Below are 17174 nucleotides of genomic sequence, written 5' to 3'. Positions count from 1 at the left end.
TGTCAGTACTCCAGCCCCGCCCACGTTCCGTAGGGCACGAAGGGGTTGGTGCCGTACGGAACGAACGGGTTTGCGCCGCCGATGATGTGGTCACGCGGATAGACGGTTTCGAATCCGCCCGGGGGCAGCGCAACAGTACCGTCCGGACAAGCGCATGTGGTTGCCTGGGCGGCGCCATAGCTCGGCAGGAAGACGACGGCGCCGATTGCCCACGCCGTCGCCACCATGACGGTACCCACACGTTTGCCGATCATGTCATTCCTTTCGGTGCTGGATCAGGGATTTTTTCCGGCATGCCGGAAATGTCGGCGGCCGAATTCAGGACATATCGGTATGCGCTGAATTCAACGCGTCGGAGCCGAAAAGAGCTGGTGAGGCGGGTGTCTTCGCGATCAGGTTGGTGTTCTTACACGGCGCGATAACTGATCAGGTGGCGGATCTGTTGCCATGCTCGCAATTGTTGTGCCGAGCCACCGTGAAGTCACCTATTTCATGCTGAATTCATAATTGTTGCCCTTTGCGGAAGCATCAGGCAGCGTCGTGCGGGCAGTGCCGCGACCGGTCGCTTCGACACGTCCCGCCCTTGACGGTCCTCAGCCCTGAGGTGTTTACTCACTGTATCGAACATCAGTTCGAAACCAAGGAGTGACGGATGGTGCGGGAGGTGCTGCTGTGACAGCAGCGGCAAGCCTGGATCAGCGAGCGTTTGACCGCGCTGAACAGGTAGAACGCCTGCGCCGGCAGATCGCGGCGGTGTCCGGGAAGGTGGCCCGCGGTCACGCGGCACCGCCTCGGCCCGAGCGGGTGATGCCGGACGCAAAAAGTTTGCTGGCGATCCCTGGGGTGGGGGCTTTGCCGCGCGGTTCGGTAGTGGTGGCGTCAGGCGCGCGATCGCTGACGCTGCAAGTGGTCGCGGCGGTAACGGCGGCGGGCGGTCATGCCGCCGTGGTCGGGCAGCCCGATGTCGGCCTGCTGGCCGCCGTGGAGATGGGTGCGGACCTGAACCGGCTGGCGCTGGTGCCCGATCCGGGCACCGATCCCGTCGAGGTGGCCGCGGTGCTGCTGGATGGAATGGATCTGGTGGTGCTCGGTCTCGGCGACCGGTCGGTGCCGCTGTCTCGGGCCCGAGCCGTGACGGCGCGGGCCCGCAACAAGGGCTGCACGCTTCTGGTCACCGGCGGCGACTGGCAGGGGGCAAAGGCGCGGCTGGAGGCGCGGGTCAGCGGTTACGAGGTAGGCGGTCGCATCCGCAAGGTGCGGCTGGAGATCACCGCCGGCCGAGCGGCCTGGGGCCAGTCGGGCTGACGCGGTGTCATGTCCCGCGTGTTGGCAATCTGGTGCATGGACTGGCCCGCGGTCGCCGCCGCCAAGGCCGCCGGCCTGCCCGCCACCGCCCCGGTGGCGGTGACGCTGGCCAACCGCGTGGTCGCGTGCTCGGCGGCGGCTCGCGCGGCCGGCGTGCGTCGCGGGCTGCGCCGTCGCGAATCGCAGGCCCGCTGCCCGGATCTGCACGTGGTCACCGCCGATCCGGGTCGTGACGCGCGGTTCTTCGAACCGGTGACGGCCGCCGTCGACGACGTAGTGCCCCGCGCGGAGGTGCTGCGGCCCGGTCTGCTGGTGCTGCCCGTCCGCGGCGCGGCCCGTTACTTCGGCTCGGAATCCGCCGCCGCCGAGCGGCTGGTCGACACCGTGTCAGCGGCGGGTGCCGAGTGCCAGACCGGCATCGCCGACCAGCTGCCCACCGCGGTGTTCGCCGCCCGCGCCGGACGCATCGTCGAGCCCGGTGCTGACGCCGCATTCTTGGCCGGCCTGTCGATCCGCGAGCTGGCCACCGAACCGAGCCTATCCGGCGACGGCCGTGCCGACTTGGCAGACTTGTTGCGGCGGTTGGGTATTCGTACCATCGGCCAGTTCGCGACACTCTCGCGCACCGACGTGGCATCCCGGTTCGGCGCCGACGCGGTGGTGGCGCACCGGTTCGCTCGCGGCGAGCCGGAGCGCGGCCCGTCGGGACGCGAGCCGCCGGCCGAGCTCGACGCGGTGATGACCTGCGATCCGCCGATCGACCGCGTGGACGCCGCGGCGTTCGCCGGTCGATCGCTGGCCAGTCAGTTGCATCAGACGTTGATGTCCGCCGGCGTCGGTTGCACCCGGCTGGCCATCCACGCCGTTACCGCTAACGGCGAAGAGCTGCAACGTGTTTGGCGATGTGCGGAGCCGCTGACCGAGGACGCCACCGCAGACCGGGTGCGCTGGCAGCTGGACGGCTGGCTCAACAGCCGTACGGGTGACCGGCCCACGGCACCGGTGACGACACTGCGGCTGCAGCCCGTTGAGGTGGTCTCGGCCGAGGCGCTGCAGCTGCCGCTGTGGGGCGGTATCGGGGAAGAAGACCGGCTGCGAGCGCGACGGGCGCTGGTGCGGGTGCAGGGCCTGCTCGGACCGGAGGCGGTCCAGGTTCCGGTGCTGTCGGGTGGGCGTGGCCCGGCCGAGCGGATCACCCTGGTGCCGCTTGGCGACGAACTCGTACCCCGAGCCGACCCGCGACAGCCGTGGCCGGGGCAACTACCGGAGCCGTCCCCGGCCGTGCTGCGCGACGATCCCGTCGAACTCCTTGACGCCCAAGGCAATCCAGTGCGAGTCACCAGTCGGGGGTTGTTCTCCGCCGACCCGGCGCGGCTGGTCGCACACGGCCGTGACGGGCCGCTGCGCTGGTGGGCCGGACCGTGGCCGGTCGACGAACGCTGGTGGGATCCCAGCGTCACAGCCGCCAGGACGGCCCGGGCCCAGGTGCTCGTCGACGGCGATCCCGGCGACGCGTTCTTGCTGTGCTACCGGCAGCGGCGCTGGCATTTGGAAGGGGTCTACGAGTAGAGCCGGCGTGCGAATGCCCCCACCCGCGAGATGAACCGGTCGAAGAACGCGCCGGGATCCACGTCGACCCCCACCCGCGCATTCGGCTGCCGCCCCCAGCGCCCTGACCAGTCCGCGATCGTCATCCCTCGCGTCAGCGTGCCGGTCAGCTCCACATCGACTGTCGCCGTGCGCGTGAGCGCCACGGAGGGATCCAGCGCGACCGCGGCGGCCAGCGGATCGTGCAGATGCGCCAAATACCCTTCGCCCTGCTCGTAGTGGAACTCGAAGTAGAACCGCATGGCGTCCTCGAGCACCCGGATCAGTGGATTGGATGCCACCGACCGGGTACCGCGCGCGTCCAGCACGCTCATCGCCACCGTGGCCGAGTCGGCCGCTTCGGCCAGCCGCGTGAAGATCGCCGGAGTCATGACGATTTTCTCAGTGAGATTGAGCCCCAAGACAATCGGCAACTCCGGTGCCCCGCAGTAGGCAGCGAACACCTCGGCGGCCGCCTCCGGGTCGACGCTGACATTCCACTCCGCCACCACGTCGGTGTTGCCGCGATACTCGAACGAGCCACCCATGATCACCAGCCGGCGCAGCAGCCGCGGCAACTCCGGATCGGCCCGAAACGCCAACGCCAGGTTCGTCATCGGGCCGGTCACCAATCCGATCAACTCGCCTGGATGGGCGCGGGCGGCGCGCACCCACGCCCCTGCCGCGTCGTAGTCGGTGACCGGACGCCGGCTCGTAGGCAGTTCTGCGTAGCCCAGGCCGAGCGGTCCGTGCGTGTCCTCCGCGGTGCGCAGCGGACAGCTCAGCGGCTGCTCAGCGCCCTTCGACACCGGAATGTCATCGGCCTTGCACAACTCCAGCAGACCGAGGTTGTTCTCGCAGACCTGGTGTACCGCAACGTTTCCTCCCGTCGAAGCGATGCCCACCAGCCGCGCCTCGGCGCTGGCGAGCAGGTACACCAGTGCCATCGCGTCGTCGACGCCGGTGTCGACGTCGGCGAAGATCGGCGCGGTCACCAGTGCACGCCGGGCACCAGACGCACTGCCCGCTTGACCGGCCGCGGCACCCGCAACCGGCGCACTGCCCGCGAGGGCGGCTTCGGATGGCGCGGCGGAGGCGGTGGATCGCGCTGCGGCTCGGCCACTCCGCGGGCTGCCGGCGAGTCGGGATATGCCAGATAGATCTGGTGCAGCACTCGCCGTGCGAGCTTGGGGGTGAAGTAGTTGCCGGCCTCGGCGATCGTGCCGAACGGGTGGTCGATGCGCGGCGGCTTGTCCACCAGCGCACGCACCACCATCGCCGCCGCCCGCTCAGGGCTGATCGGTTTCTGCGGATTCAGGCGCTGCGACGGTGCGATCATCGGCGTGCGCACCAGCGGCATGTGGATGTTGGTGAACGTGATGTGGTCGGAAAGCGTTTCGGACGCCACCACGTCGGAGAACGCATCCAGTGCGGCCTTGCTCGGGTTGTACGCGCTGTAGTTGGGGTTGCGTGCCTGCGCGCCCGCGCTGGACACATTGACCACGTGGCCGAAGCGCCGCTCGCGCCAGTGCGGAAGCAACGCCAGCACCATGCGGACCGCGCCGAAGTAGTTCACGGCCATGACCCGCTCGTAGTCGTGCAGGCGGTCCGTGGAGTTGACCACCGAGCGGCGTATCGACCGGCCGGCGCTGTTGACCAGATAGTCGACATGGCCGAACCGGCCGAGAATGTCCTTGACCGTGTGCTCCACCGACGACGAATCGGTGACATCGCACGTGAAAGCATAAGCCTGACCGCCGGATTCACGAATCTCGGCCACGAGGTCGTCGAGCGCCGCCGCGTTGCGGCCCAGCGCGAACACCGTCGCACCCCGCTTCGCGACCGCAATTGCCGACGCCCGCCCGATGCCGCTGGACGCACCGGTGATGATGACGTGCCTGCCGACCAGCGGGCCGTCCGGGTGGTCGCGACGGGCCCGATCGGGATCCAGATGCTCAGCCCAGTACCGCCACAGCACCGGCGCATAGGATGCGAACTCTGGCACCTCGATGCCGCTGCCGCGCAACGCTTCCCGAGTCGCATCGGAGGTGAACGTGGTGGGCAGGTCGGCGACGTCGAGCAGTTCTGCGGGTACACCCAGCTGCGTGACAGCGACATTGCGGACCGCCTTGGCTCGCCCGCGCAGCTTCATCACCGGCGCGGCCAGCGTGCCCGGCACACTGCCCACCAGTGGCGGCAACCCGGCAGCCCTGGCCACGCCGCGGTAAATACCTTGCAGTCCAATGGGTTGCGGCGATGTCAAGTGGAACGTCTGTCCGTCGCGATCTGCCAGGTGCATGAGATACACCAGCGCATCTACCACGTAGTCGACCGGCACGATGTTGGTGCGGCCGGTGTCCGGCAGCACGATCGGCGTGAACGACGGCAGCTTCGCGAGTTTGGCAAGCAGCCCGAACAGGTAGTACGGCCCGTCGATCTTGTCCATCTCACCGGTGCGGGAATCGCCGACCACCGCGCCGGGCCGGTAGATACGGAAGCGCAGGCCGCGCTCGTCGCGGACGAGTTGTTCAGCCTCGAACTTGGTCCGGTGGTACGGCGACGGCAGCGTCTGGTCGACGTCGAAGTCGGCCTCGGTGTACTCGCCGCGGAAATCTCCCGCCACCGCGATCGACGACACGTGGTGCAACGTCGCGCCGAGCCGCTTGGCGAATGCGATCACCGAGCGGGTGCCCTCGACGTTGGCGGCGCGCTGCGCGGCCTCGGGCACGGTGATGTTGTAGATCGCGCCGCAGTGCACCACGTGCTCGACGTCGGTCAGGGTCGCCAGGGTCTCTTCGGTTTGCCCCAGACCCGGCGCGACGAGATCGCCCACCACGGGTTTCGCCCGCTCGCCCCAGTCCGCCGCGAGCCGTTCGAACCGCGACAGCGACGTGCGGCGCACGAGCACGCCCACCTCGTCGTCGGGTCGCGTCTCCAGCAGTTTCGACACCACACGGCGGCCTATGAACCCGGTACCGCCGGTAACGACATAGCGCATGGGAGCCATGGTCGTCTCCCGCGTCGGCAGGGTCAATGGTGTGTGACGGGCTCGGTTAAGCGCTTAGGCTCGCAGCCATGCCGCTCGACCCCAACGCCGTGGGCGCCAAGACGGATCCGACAGTCTTCGAATGGACCGACCGCGACACCCTGCTCTATGCGCTGGGCGTCGGCGCGGGCGTCGACGACTTGGCGTTCACCACGGAGAACAGTCACGGTATCGAGCAGCAGGTGCTGCCCACCTACGCGGTGATCGCGTGCCTACCGTTCGCCGCGGCAGCCAAGATCGGCACGTTCAACTTCGCGATGCTGCTGCATGGCTCGCAGCAGATCAGGCTGTTCGCGCCGCTGCCGCCGGCCGGAAAACTGAGCGTGGTTTCCGAGGTCGCCGACATCCAGGACAAGGGCGAGGGCAAGAACGCGATCGTCATGCTCAAGGCGACTGGCACCGACCCGGACACCAACACGGCTCTCGCCGAGACGCTGACCACCGCGGTGATCCGCGGCGCGGGCGGCTTCGGCGGGCAGCCCGGCCAGCGGCCGGTCGCGCCGCCGATTCCTGACCGGGAGCCGGACGCGAGGATCGCGCTGCCGACGCGTGATGATCAGGCGTTGATCTACCGGCTCTCCGGCGACCGCAACCCGCTGCACAGCGACCCTTGGTTCGCCCGGGAAATGGCCGGGTTCCCGAAGCCGATCCTGCACGGGCTGTGCACGTACGGCTTCGCGGGCCGCGCGCTGGTCGCCGAACTCGGAGGTGGCGACGCCCACAAGGTCACCGCCGTCGGTGCGCGCTTCACGAAGCCGGTGTTTCCCGGTGAGACGCTGACGACGTCGATCTGGCGGACCGACCCGGGACGCGCGGTGTTCCGCACCGAGGCCTCGAATCCCGACGGGTCAGACGCCCGGGTCGTCCTCGAGGACGGCACCGCCGAGTACGGCGGCTGAGCTCAGCGCCGGCCCAGGTATCCCTCTTGCACCACCGTGCAGACAAGTTGTCCGGCCCTGTTGTAGATCGCGCCGTTGGACAGCCCGCGTGCGCCGATGCCGCTGGGCGAATGTTGTTCGTAGAGCAGCCAATCCGAGAAGTCCGGCGCGCGGTGAAACCACATCGCGTGGTCCAGTGAGGCGATGCTGCCTGCCACCGGCGGACGTCGCGTCAGATACAGCACCGGATCGAGGATCGACCAGTCACTGATGTAGGCGAGCAGACCGTATGCGGTCAGGGGGTCGGCGGGCACGTCGCCCGGGGCACGAAACCACAGTCGGGCTTGCGGGCCCGGCGCGGCGGGGAGGTCCGCGGCCAGCAACGGCGGCGGGTCGACGTAGCGCATCTCCACCGGCCTCGGCTGCACCCAGAATCCGTCGAGCACGTCCGCGTAATCAGCGAGCTGAATCTCCAACGGCTGCAACGCTTCTGGCGGTGGCACGGCGGGCATCGGCTGCTGATAGTCGATGCCGTCGACGGGCTCGCTGAACGACGCCAGCGCTTCGAGGATGACCCGGTCGTCGCCCTGGGTGACCGCAACCGCGCGAGCCGAGAATGTGCCGCCGTCACGAAGCCGGGTGACGTTGTACTGCAACGGTTTTCGCGGGTCACCTGGGCGCAGGAAATACAGATGCACGCTGTGCGGAACACGGTCGGGCGCGGTGCGCCCGGCCGCCATCAGCGCCTGCGCCGCCACCTGGCCCCCGAAGACTCGCGTGTTGCGGGTGTCGGCGGGCTGTGGGCCGATGAACGCGTCGTGACCGGCCGGTTGCAGGTCGAGCAGCGCCAGGATGTCGGTCAGCGTCTCGGCCACGGCAACGATCATCGCCGATCGCCGTCGGTGACGTTCGGTTAGCCCTGCCCGTAGCGCTGCGCGATCGTCGGGGAGTCCAGCCAGCCGGAGTACGTGGGCCTCTTCGGCCAGCCTTCGGGCCCTTGAAAGCGCCATTTTCATCGCGATCTGCGGTGATTTCGGTGCGTTTTCCGGCGCTCAGCGCACGAAAACGCACCGTAATCGCCCGTGTGTGCTTGTGGTCGAACATCAGTTCGATACCATGGCTCGGTGGGATGGTTCACCGGGCCGAGCTGGGGCGAGATCGAGCGGGTGCTCAACAGCAAGCCCCGCCGCGCCGGCGCGCCGTTGGAGGATCCCCTTGACCTCGGCGGACCGGCCGCCTCTCGTAAACGCGGCGCCTACCTTCGGCCCGACGTCCAGCCGGCGTCATCTCAAGTGCCCTACGCCGAGTTGCATGCTCACTCCGCCTACAGCTTTCTCGACGGCGCCAGCACTCCCGAAGAGCTGGTCGAAGAAGCCGCCCGGCTGGACCTGCGCGCCATCGCGCTGACCGACCACGACGGCCTCTACGGTGTGGTGCGCTTCGCCGAAGCCGCCAAGGAACTGGGCATGCGCACGGTGTTCGGTGCGGAACTTTCGCTGTCGAACACCCCGCGCACCGAGCACCCGGACCCGCCCGGACCGCACCTTCTGGTGCTGGCCCGCGGACCCGAAGGGTACCGGCGGCTGTCACGCCAACTGTCCAAAGCGCATCTGGCCGGCGGCGAGAAAGGCAAACCGCGGTATGACTTAGACGCGCTCACCGAGGCCGCGGGCGGGCACTGGCACATCCTCACCGGATGCCGCAAAGGCCATGTGCGCCAGGTACTTAGGGCCCATGGACCGGAGGCGGCCGAAAAGGCGCTGGCCGATCTGGTGGACCGGTTCGGGCAGAGGCGAGTCAGTATCGAGTTGACGACGCACGGTCAGCCGCTTGACGACGAACACAACGCGGCGCTGGCGGCGCTGGCACCCAAGTTCGGGCTTGGATGTCGCCGGCCAGGCGGCTCCGGGGTGGGCATCGTCGCCACCACCGGCGCACACTTTGCCGAACCGTCCCGCGCGCGGCTGGCCATGGCGATGGGCGCGATCCGGGCTCGGCACTCACTCGACGAGGCCGCCGGATACCTTGCGCCGCTAGGGGGTTCGCATCTGCGTTCCGGTACGGAGATGGCCCGGCTGTTTCCCGTAGAGGTGGTGACGGCCGCCGCCGACCTGGGCGAGCAGTGTGCGTTCGCGCTGGAGCTCATCGCACCGCAACTGCCGCCGTTCGACGTACCCGACGGGCACACCGAGGACAGCTGGCTGCGGCATCTGACCATGGCAGGAGCACGTGAGCGGTATGGACCGCCGGAGCGGGCATCGCGGGCCTACGCGCAGATCGAACATGAGCTCGAGGTGATCAAGGCGCTGAAGTTCCCGGGGTATTTCCTTGTGGTGCATGACATCACACGGTTCTGCCGCCAGAATGGCATCCTGTGTCAGGGCCGGGGATCGGCGGCCAACTCCGCGGTCTGCTATGCGCTCGGGGTCACCGCCGTCGACCCGGTGGCCAACGAGTTGCTGTTCGAGCGGTTCCTGTCACCCGAACGCGACGGGCCGCCCGACATCGACATCGACATCGAGTCGGACCTGCGTGAGAAGGCGATCCAGTACGTCTACGACCGCTACGGCCGTGACTACGCCGCGCAGGTGGCCAACGTCATCACCTACCGCGGCCGCAGTGCGGTACGGGATATGGCTCGCGCGCTTGGGTTTTCGCAAGGGCAGCAGGATGCGTGGAGCAAGCAGATCAGCCGGTGGAACGGGGTTCGCCCAGAAAATGGGGCACAGTCCCCCGATGTGGCAGACATTCCTGAGCCGGTGATCGACCTTGCGCTGCAGATCTCCAACCTGCCCCGGCACATGGGCATCCACTCCGGCGGCATGGTGATCTGCGACCGGCCCATCGCCGACGTGTGCCCGGTGGAATGGGCCCGCATGGAGAACCGCAGTGTACTGCAATGGGACAAAGACGACTGTGCAGCAATCGGTTTGGTGAAATTCGACATGCTCGGCCTCGGCATGCTCTCGGCGCTTCACTACGCGATCGATCTGGTGCGCGAGCACAAGGGTATCGACGTGGACCTGGCCAAGCTCGATCTATCCGAACCCGCCGTGTACGAGATGCTGCAGAAGGCCGACTCGGTCGGTGTGTTCCAGGTGGAGTCGCGCGCGCAGATGGCCACGCTGCCGCGCCTGCGGCCCCGGATGTTCTACGACCTCGTGGTCGAGGTGGCGCTGATCCGGCCCGGCCCGATCCAGGGCGGCTCGGTGCACCCGTACATCAAACGCCGCAACGGCGAAGAGCCCGTCACCTACGACCACCCGTCGATGGAGCCGGCGCTGCGAAAGACGTTGGGAGTGCCGCTGTTCCAGGAACAGCTGATGCAGCTGGCGGTCGACTGCGCCGGGTTCACCGCTGCCGAGGCCGACCAGCTGCGACGTGCGATGGGCTCCAAACGCTCCACCCAAAAGATGCAGCGGCTCAAGGGCCGGTTCTACGACGGCATGCGCCAGCGCCACGGCATCACCGGCGAGGTCGCCGACCGGATTTACGAAAAACTGGAGGCGTTCGCCAACTTCGGCTTCCCGGAAAGCCATTCGCTGAGCTTCGCGTCGCTGGTGTTCTACTCGTCGTGGTTCAAGCTGCACCACCCGGCGGCGTTCTGCGCGGCGCTGCTGCGCGCGCAGCCGATGGGCTTCTACTCCCCGCAGTCACTGGTCGCCGACGCCCGTCGGCACGGGGTCGTCGTCCACTCACCCGACGTCAACGCCAGCCTCGCGCACGCCACGCTGGAAAACCGCGGCACCGAGGTGCGGCTGGGGCTGGGGGCGGTCCGCCATATCGGCGACGAGCTGGCGCAGGCGATCGTCGACGAGCGAAAAGCCAACGGGCCGTTCGCTTCTCTTCTCGACCTGACGTCGCGCGTGCAGCTGAGTGTGCCGCAGACCGAGGCGCTGGCCACGGCCGGCGCGCTGGGCTGTTTCGGGGTCAGCCGCCGAGAAGCGCTGTGGGCAGCCGGGGCGGCGGCCACGCAACGGCCCGATCGACTACCGGGCGTCGGGTCGTCGTCGCACATCCCGTCACTGCCGGGCATGACGGAACTGGAGCTGTCGGCGGCCGACGTGTGGGCCACCGGGATATCCCCGGACAGCTATCCGACGCAGTTCCTGCGCGAGGATCTCGACGCGCTCGGCGTCATTCCCGCCGACCAGTTGTTGAATGTGCCCGACGGCACCCGGGTGCTGATCGCCGGGGCTGTGACGCATCGTCAGCGGCCCGGCACTGCACGGGGAGTGACCTTTTTGAACCTCGAGGACGAAACCGGAATGGTCAACGTACTGTGCACGCCGGGGGTGTGGGCACGGCACCGTCGCGTCGCGCAGACCGCCCCGGCCATGCTGATCCGCGGCCAGCTGCAGAACGCCACCGGCGCGGTCACCGTGGTGGCCGAGCGGATCGGCCGCATCGAGCTGGCGATCGGCTCGAAGTCCCGCGACTTCCGGTGATTTCGGTGCGCTAACCGGCGCTCAGCGCACGTTAGCGCACCGAAATCGCTACTCGGCGGTCGGTGTGGTCCAGACCCGCTCGACGTTGATCCTCAGCCGTGTGCTGTACGCGGCGATCGCCTCTGTCAGCCCGAACTGCTCCGCGTCCGCGCGGTACTTCTCCCAATACGGCCCGTCTTGGCGGGGGTCGACGCCCACCTCGTCGACCACCGCGTTGCCACCGACGACGACGATCCCGCCGCCGTTGCCGTCAGAGTCCAGGTTCAGGCTCACTCGCGACCGCGCCTCGATGTGGGAAACCTTGGCGGCGTTGGGCATTGAGTACACGATCAGGTCGTCGCCGTCGAAGTAGAACCACACCAGCCGCGGGACGGGTTGCCCCGACTTCGCGACGGTGGTCAACCACCCGTAGTGGTCGTTGGAGAGCCTGTCGGTGACTTCTGGTGTCAGTTCGGCCATGAAGCGAATGTAGTCTCCACAAGATGGCCCCCCTCAATCTTTCCGTCGACGAACTGCTGACCACCACACGATCGGTACGCAAGCGCCTCGATTTCGACAAGCCGGTGCCGCGGGAGTTGCTGTTGGAGTGCCTCGAGCTGGCAATCCAGGCGCCGACCGGCTCCAACCAGCAGGGCTGGCAGTGGGTGTTCGTCGAGGACGCCGAGAAGAAGAAGGCGCTCGCCGACATCTACCGCAAGAACTTCCAGTGGTACGGCGCGCAGCCCGGTCCCGAGTACGCCGAAGGCGACACCCGCGCCGAGCGGCGCGACCGAGTGGTCTCGTCGGCCATGTATCTGGCCGAGCACATGCACGAGGCGCCGGTGCTGCTGATCCCGTGCCTGCAGGGCACAGTCGAAGACGCGTCGCAGAGCCCGGCGTCGTTCTGGGGGTCGCTGCTTCCGGCCGCGTGGAGCTACATGCTGGCGCTGCGGTCGCGGGGGCTCGGGTCGGCGTGGACGACGCTGCACCTGATCAACGGCGGCGAAGAGCAGGCCGCTGAGCTGCTCGGCATCCCCTATGAGGACTACCGCCAGGGCGGGCTCTTCCCGATCGCCTACACGAAGGGCACCGACTTCAAGCCGGCCAAGCGGCTGCCGGTCGAGCAGATCGTGCATTTCGACAGTTGGTGACGCCGAGCGCGGTCGGCCTCGAAACTCAGCGGCCTCCGGCAAACCCGTGCTGGCGCCACGCCTCGTACACGGCGACGGCCGCGGCGTTGGACAGATTCAACGATCGGCGCCCGGGGATCATCGGAATCCGTACTGCGGCGGTGACATGCGGGTCCGTCAGCGTCTGCGCGTCCAGCCCCGTCGGCTCCGGGCCGAACAACAGCACGTCGCCGGGCTGGTAGCTGATATCGGCGAACGACGCCGTCGCGTGGGCGGTGAAGGCGAACACGCGTGCCGGCCCAACCGCCCGCCATGCGTCGGCCAGGGATGCGTGCACAGTGACGGATGCGAGGTCGTGGTAGTCGAGCCCGGCGCGTCGGAGCTTCGGCTCGGACAGGTCGAACCCGAGCGGCTCGACGAGGTGCAACTCGCAGCCGGTGGCCGCCACCATCCGAATTGCGTTGCCTGTGTTCGGCGCGATCCGCGGCGAGAAGAACATCACCTTGAACAACGGCTGAGCACGATCGAGGTCGTCACTTGCATTGCATCCGATCGTATTCGCCTCCGGCGACGGGCCGGACTCGGACGAGCGTCAACGCAGAAATTCGGATCGCAGTGTGCAAAAGGACAGGCGCACGAATGCGAACAGCGCACAACCGAAAGAAAAACCAGCCGTCCTGCGGACACCCGAATTCACTCGCGTAGAATTCCAGCGCGGCAAACGCCTCTGAACTGCGCTTGTTCTGCAGGCGGTTACCGCGCCGCCCGACGTCGGGGTCGACAAAAGCAGGAAAGTCTATGAGCCAGGCGCACATTCGAAACAGCGTGCAGCGATGACGATGTTCGAGCAGCCGGTGCTGCCCGACGACGCGGAAGAAAGTCCGCCGGAAGCGCCGCCCAAACGTCCGCCGTCGTGGTCGCCGTCGAATTGGCCGGTGGCCTGGAAGGTACTCGCGATCGTCGTCATCCCGATCGCGCTGGCGGTGGCGTTCGGCGGTCTGCGCGTGTATCACAGCGTCAACGACGCCCGGAATCTGCGCGCCGCCGCCGCCCGCGCGGACCTCGTCGCACCGATCGAGGACTACACCGGCGCCTTGGAGAGCGCCCTGCTGGCCTACGCATCGGGTCCTGACGGCCCGGTCGCCCGCAAGGCGTTCGACGACTCCCGCGCGGCACTGGAGCGCAAACTGGCCGGCACCGACGTCGACGCGGACGTCCGCTCCGGCATCACCACGCTGTTGAACAGCGGTCCTGCGCTACTCGACCAGGCCGCGTCGAACAGCATGGCAGTTCGCGACACCGTGACCACGTACGCACCGATCCTGCTGACCGCCGAAGACGCGATCAACGGGTCGGTGCGGGTTGACGACGAACAGATCCGCGCACAGGCCCAAGGGCTCAGCCGCGCCGTCGGGGCGCGCGGCCAGATGACGATGCAGAAACTTCTGGTCAACCGTGGTGGCGAGCTGCCGGAGCCGGAGCTGCGCACGTCGATGATCACGCTGGCCGGCACCGAGCCTTCCACGCTGTTCGGCATGAACCAGGTGCTCGGCGTCGGCTCCGCGGACGCCAAGGCACTGCAACAGCAGATGGTCAGCCGGATGGCCGTCATGTCCGATCCGAACGCCGTGCTCGCCGGCAATCCCGACCTCCTGCAGTCCCTGCAGGCCACCGAGGACATCGCCAAGAAGGTGATCAGTGACACCACGCCCTCGGTGACCGCCGCGGTGGACCAGCAGGCGTCAGCGGCGCGTGCCGCCGCGATCCGGGATGCGGCGATCGTCCTGGTCGCGCTTTTGCTCGGCATTGTCGCCGTGGTCCTGGGCGCTCGGTCGCTGGTCCAGCCGCTGCGCCGGCTGCGGGAGGGCGCGCTGCGGGTGGCCCACGAAGACCTACCCGCCGAAGTGGAACGTATCCGCGCCGGCCACGAGCCCGAGCCCGTCGTGCCGATTCCCGTCTACACCACCGAGGAGATCGGCCAGGTCGCCCACGCGGTCGACGACCTGCACGAGCAGGCATTGATGATGGCGGCCGAGCAGTCGCGGCTTGCCCTGCACGTCAGCGACATGTTCGAGACGATGTCGCGGCGCACCCGCTCGCTGGTGGACCAGCAGCTGTCGTTGATCGACGAGCTCGAACGCAACGAGGACGACCCGCGGCGGCTGGAGGCGTTGTTCAAGCTCGACCACCTGGCCGCGCGGATGCGCCGCAGCGGCAGCAACCTGCTGGTGCTGTCCGGGGCGAAGCCTCGCCGCGAGCACGCCGAATCGATGGCGGTGGCCGATGTCGTCAAGGCGGCGACCTCGCAAGTCGAGGATTACCAACGGGTGGTCATCACCACGGTGCCCGACAGCGCGGTCGTCGGCTCCGCGGCACCCGACGTCGTGCACCTACTCGCGGAGTTGATCGACAACGCGCTGCGCTACTCGCCGCCCACCTCCGAAGTTCGGGTGTCTGCGGTGCGCACCGGTCCGCGCGGGCTGGTCATCGAGATCAGCGACAGCGGCCTCGGCATGACCGAGGGCGACCTGCGGATGACCAACATGCGCCTGGAGTCCGGCGGCGAGGTGACCCCCTACACCGCCCGCCACATGGGGCTGTTCGTGGTCGGGCGGCTGGCCCAGCGGCACGGGCTGGTGGTGCGGCTGCGCAGCTCGGTGGCCGGCGAGCCGGGCTCAGGCCTGACCGCCGGCGTGTTCATCCCCGCCGAGCTGATCGAACGGCCGGGCGCGACGGGCTGGACCCGCCCCGAGCAGCACGACGAAACCCTGGAAAGCGACGACGCGACGGCGGCCATCAGCCAGGCTGCCACCCGCCCTGCATTCGCGGAACCATCGCACCGCAACGACATTCCGGCGCAGGACGACCAGGACTCGCTGCTACCGCGGCGGGCTCCCGGCGCCAGCGGCATCGTCGCGCTGCCGGGCGAGCAGCTAGAGCAGCCAGCCGAGCCCCGCACGCCCGCGGACACGTCGGCGTACTTCGCTTCCCGTGAGCAGGCCGCCGAACCGCAGGAGCCTGCGGCCCGCACCCGGCCGCCGTCGTCACCGCTGGGCGACACCGACGTGATCTTCCAGAAGATGGTCTCGGAGTGGCTGATCGATCCGCAGGAGTTGATGCAGCCGTTCCAGTCGTGGGAATCGGTATGGGACAGCGGCTGGGAGGCGGCCGCGCAGGCCGAAGAGGTGCCGGTCGAACAGCGCACCGAGCATGGCTTGCCGGTGCGCGAGCCCGGCGCACGGCTGGTGCCCGGCTCGGCTCAGGCCTCCACCGGGCGGCCGAACGGCGCCGCACACCGCAAACCGGACGACGACCGCGACGTGGATGCGACGGCCGAGCGTGACCCCGAAGCCGTGCGGGCGTCGCTGTCCAGCCACTGGAGCGGGGTGCGCGCCGGCCGGTCGCACGCGCGCGAAGACGACGCGGGAGACGACGAATGACGCGTCCCGCGCGCAACCAGTCGCTGGACTGGCTGGTGTCGGCGTTCGCCCGGGACGTGCCCGGCGTGTCGCATGCGATCCTGGTGTCCGCCGACGGCCTACTGGTGGCCGCCAGTGCGCATCTGCCGACAGAACGCGCCGACCAATTGGCCGCTGTCAGTTCGGGATTGGCGAGCTTGTCGACAGGCGCGGCGCAACTGTTCGAAGGCGGCCGTGTGCTGCAGTCGGTGGTCGAGATGGAAAACGGCTACCTGCTGCTGATGCGGGTGGGAGACGGGTCGCACCTGGCGGCGCTGGCGTCCACGTCGTGCGACATCGGTCAAGTCGGCTACGAGATGGCGGTCTTGGTGGAACGCGTTGGGGCAGTGGTGAAGTCGGCACGGCGAGCGACGCAGCAGTCGTGAGGCGTAGTGAACCCCCGCAGTGAACCGAACCTGGTCCGGCCGTACACTCTGACGGCCGGGCGGACGAGCGCGAGCATTGCGCTGCCGCTTGAAGCGCCGATTGCGCTATGCCGGTCCGCCGACGCCAACGGCTGGCTTCCCAACGACGTACGAGAGGACATCGTGAAGCTCTGTGCCGCAAGGCCGTCCGTTGCGGAGATCGCGTCGAAGCTGAGCCTGCCGCTCGGCGTGACGCGGGTGCTGGTGGCTGACCTAATCGAATCCGGGCACCTGCGGGTACTCGCCACGCTCGACGACGACTCGTCGGTCGAGGAGCGGCGTGAGTTGATCGGAAGGACGCTGCGTGGCCTCCGCACACTCTGAGACCCAAGCCTCCACCAAGATCGTGATCGCCGGCGGATTCGGCGCAGGCAAAACCACTTTCGTCGGTTCGGTGTCCGAGATCATGCCGCTGCGCACCGAGGCGATCCTGACCGAGGCCTCGGTGGGTGTGGATGAACTCGACGGCACGCCCGACAAGAGAACCACCACGGTGGCCATGGACTTCGGCCGCATCACCTTGGCAGAAGAGGACCTGGTGTTGTACCTGTTCGGCACGCCAGGGCAGCGCCGCTTCTGGTTCATGTGGGACGACCTGGTGCGCGGTGCGATCGGCGCGATCGTCCTGGTGGACGTACGCCGGCTGCAAGACAGCTTCGCGGCCGTGGACTTCTTCGAAGCGCACCGACTGCCGTTTCTGGTGGCGGTCAACCAGTTCGACGGCGCACCGCGCTACCCGGCCGACGAGGTGCGCAAAGCGCTTTCGCTGCCGCCCGGCGTTCCGGTGATCGATGTCGATGCGCGACAACGGGATTCGGCAAAACAGGCGCTGATTGCGCTCGCGGAGTACGCGCTGGAGCAGCTGACGCCGGCGCGGTGAGCGCCCGGCCGGTTACTATTCGGTAACCTACGCTAACG

Annotated in this window: 15 protein-coding genes and 1 pseudogene; 9 read left to right on the top strand and 7 right to left on the bottom strand. The window is 68.2% G+C overall.

Features of this window, described 5'->3' with window-relative positions; genetic code table 11:
• Nucleotides 1–2: 2 nt before the first annotated feature.
• Complete coding sequence (locus AC5Y4C_RS01780; RefSeq protein ID WP_499964187.1) at nt 3–254, bottom strand: hypothetical protein; 252 nt, start codon at nt 252–254, stop codon at nt 3–5.
• Nucleotides 255–672: 418 nt separating this feature from the next.
• Here AC5Y4C_RS01780 and imuA' point away from each other — a divergent pair, with 418 nt between their 5' ends.
• Nucleotides 673–1305 (top strand): DnaE2-dependent mutagenesis accessory factor ImuA', encoded by a 633-nt coding sequence (gene imuA', locus AC5Y4C_RS01775; protein WP_499964185.1) that lies wholly within the window; start codon nt 673–675, stop codon nt 1303–1305.
• 9 nt (nt 1306–1314) lie between these two features.
• Complete coding sequence (locus AC5Y4C_RS01770; protein ID WP_499964183.1) at nt 1315–2874, top strand: DNA polymerase Y family protein; 1560 nt, start codon at nt 1315–1317, stop codon at nt 2872–2874.
• Here AC5Y4C_RS01770 and AC5Y4C_RS01765 read toward each other — a convergent pair.
• Complete coding sequence (locus AC5Y4C_RS01765) at nt 2865–3839, bottom strand: nucleoside hydrolase (RefSeq protein ID WP_499964270.1); 975 nt, start codon at nt 3837–3839, stop codon at nt 2865–2867. The two genes, AC5Y4C_RS01770 and AC5Y4C_RS01765, sit on opposite strands and share 10 nt — an antisense overlap.
• A 44-nt stretch (nt 3840–3883) precedes the next feature.
• Nucleotides 3884–5890, bottom strand: coding sequence for an SDR family oxidoreductase (locus AC5Y4C_RS01760; protein ID WP_499964181.1), 2007 nt, complete (start codon nt 5888–5890; stop codon nt 3884–3886).
• A gap of 77 nt (nt 5891–5967) precedes the next feature.
• Here AC5Y4C_RS01760 and AC5Y4C_RS01755 point away from each other — a divergent pair, with 77 nt between their 5' ends.
• Nucleotides 5968–6837 (top strand): MaoC family dehydratase, encoded by an 870-nt coding sequence (locus AC5Y4C_RS01755; RefSeq protein WP_499964179.1) that lies wholly within the window; start codon nt 5968–5970, stop codon nt 6835–6837.
• Between the two features lie 2 nt (nt 6838–6839).
• Here AC5Y4C_RS01755 and AC5Y4C_RS01750 read toward each other — a convergent pair whose 3' ends face one another.
• Both AC5Y4C_RS01750 and AC5Y4C_RS01745 read right to left on the bottom strand, forming a co-directional pair.
• Entirely contained in the window at nt 6840–7691 is an 852-nt protein-coding gene (locus AC5Y4C_RS01750; protein ID WP_499964177.1) for an acyl-CoA thioesterase, read from the bottom strand.
• Between the two features lie 38 nt (nt 7692–7729).
• Nucleotides 7730–7810: pseudogene (locus tag AC5Y4C_RS01745) on the bottom strand (DUF899 domain-containing protein); the annotation flags it as partial.
• A 130-nt stretch (nt 7811–7940) separates the two neighbouring features.
• On the opposite strand from AC5Y4C_RS01745, the gene AC5Y4C_RS01740 reads away from it, so the two are divergent.
• Nucleotides 7941–11264: an error-prone DNA polymerase gene (locus AC5Y4C_RS01740; RefSeq protein ID WP_499964175.1), complete on the top strand. Its 3324-nt coding sequence runs from the start codon at nt 7941–7943 to the stop codon at nt 11262–11264.
• 48 nt (nt 11265–11312) lie between these two features.
• Here AC5Y4C_RS01740 and AC5Y4C_RS01735 read toward each other — a convergent pair whose 3' ends face one another.
• The gene (locus AC5Y4C_RS01735) at nt 11313–11723 is read right to left on the bottom strand and encodes a TIGR03667 family PPOX class F420-dependent oxidoreductase (protein ID WP_499911442.1); all 411 of its coding nucleotides are present in this window, start codon (nt 11721–11723) and stop codon (nt 11313–11315) included.
• Between the two features lie 23 nt (nt 11724–11746).
• Here AC5Y4C_RS01735 and AC5Y4C_RS01730 point away from each other — a divergent pair, with 23 nt between their 5' ends.
• A complete protein-coding gene (locus tag AC5Y4C_RS01730; RefSeq protein WP_499964173.1) occupies nt 11747–12394 on the top strand; it encodes a nitroreductase family protein in 648 nt (215 codons plus the stop codon).
• A 25-nt stretch (nt 12395–12419) separates the two neighbouring features.
• On the opposite strand, the gene AC5Y4C_RS01725 is transcribed toward AC5Y4C_RS01730, so the two are convergent.
• Entirely contained in the window at nt 12420–12872 is a 453-nt protein-coding gene (locus AC5Y4C_RS01725) for a tRNA (cytidine(34)-2'-O)-methyltransferase (protein ID WP_499964268.1), read from the bottom strand.
• A 334-nt stretch (nt 12873–13206) separates the two neighbouring features.
• On the opposite strand from AC5Y4C_RS01725, the gene AC5Y4C_RS01720 reads away from it, so the two are divergent.
• Genes AC5Y4C_RS01720 through AC5Y4C_RS01705 form a run of 4 tightly spaced genes read left to right on the top strand, consistent with a single transcriptional unit; the run spans nt 13207 to nt 17136 of the window.
• Nucleotides 13207–15813: a HAMP domain-containing sensor histidine kinase gene (locus AC5Y4C_RS01720; protein ID WP_499911448.1), complete on the top strand. Its 2607-nt coding sequence runs from the start codon at nt 13207–13209 to the stop codon at nt 15811–15813.
• Nucleotides 15810–16217 carry a roadblock/LC7 domain-containing protein gene (locus tag AC5Y4C_RS01715; protein WP_499911450.1) on the top strand — a complete coding sequence of 136 codons (408 nt, stop codon included), beginning with the start codon at nt 15810–15812 and terminating at the stop codon, nt 16215–16217. Before AC5Y4C_RS01720 ends, AC5Y4C_RS01715 begins: the two co-directional genes overlap by 4 nt.
• A 6-nt stretch (nt 16218–16223) precedes the next feature.
• On the top strand, nt 16224–16580 hold the full coding sequence (locus AC5Y4C_RS01710) for a DUF742 domain-containing protein (RefSeq protein WP_499964171.1): 357 nt from the start codon (nt 16224–16226) through the stop codon (nt 16578–16580).
• Complete coding sequence (locus tag AC5Y4C_RS01705) at nt 16561–17136, top strand: GTP-binding protein (RefSeq protein WP_499911453.1); 576 nt, start codon at nt 16561–16563, stop codon at nt 17134–17136. Before AC5Y4C_RS01710 ends, AC5Y4C_RS01705 begins: the two co-directional genes overlap by 20 nt.
• Nucleotides 17137–17174: the final 38 nt, after the last annotated feature.

The sequence above is a fragment of the Mycobacterium sp. NGS35 genome (genome assembly GCF_059812855.1).
The sequence above is the reverse complement of the archived record's forward strand: the minus strand, read 5'-3'. Positions and strand labels throughout refer to the sequence as shown.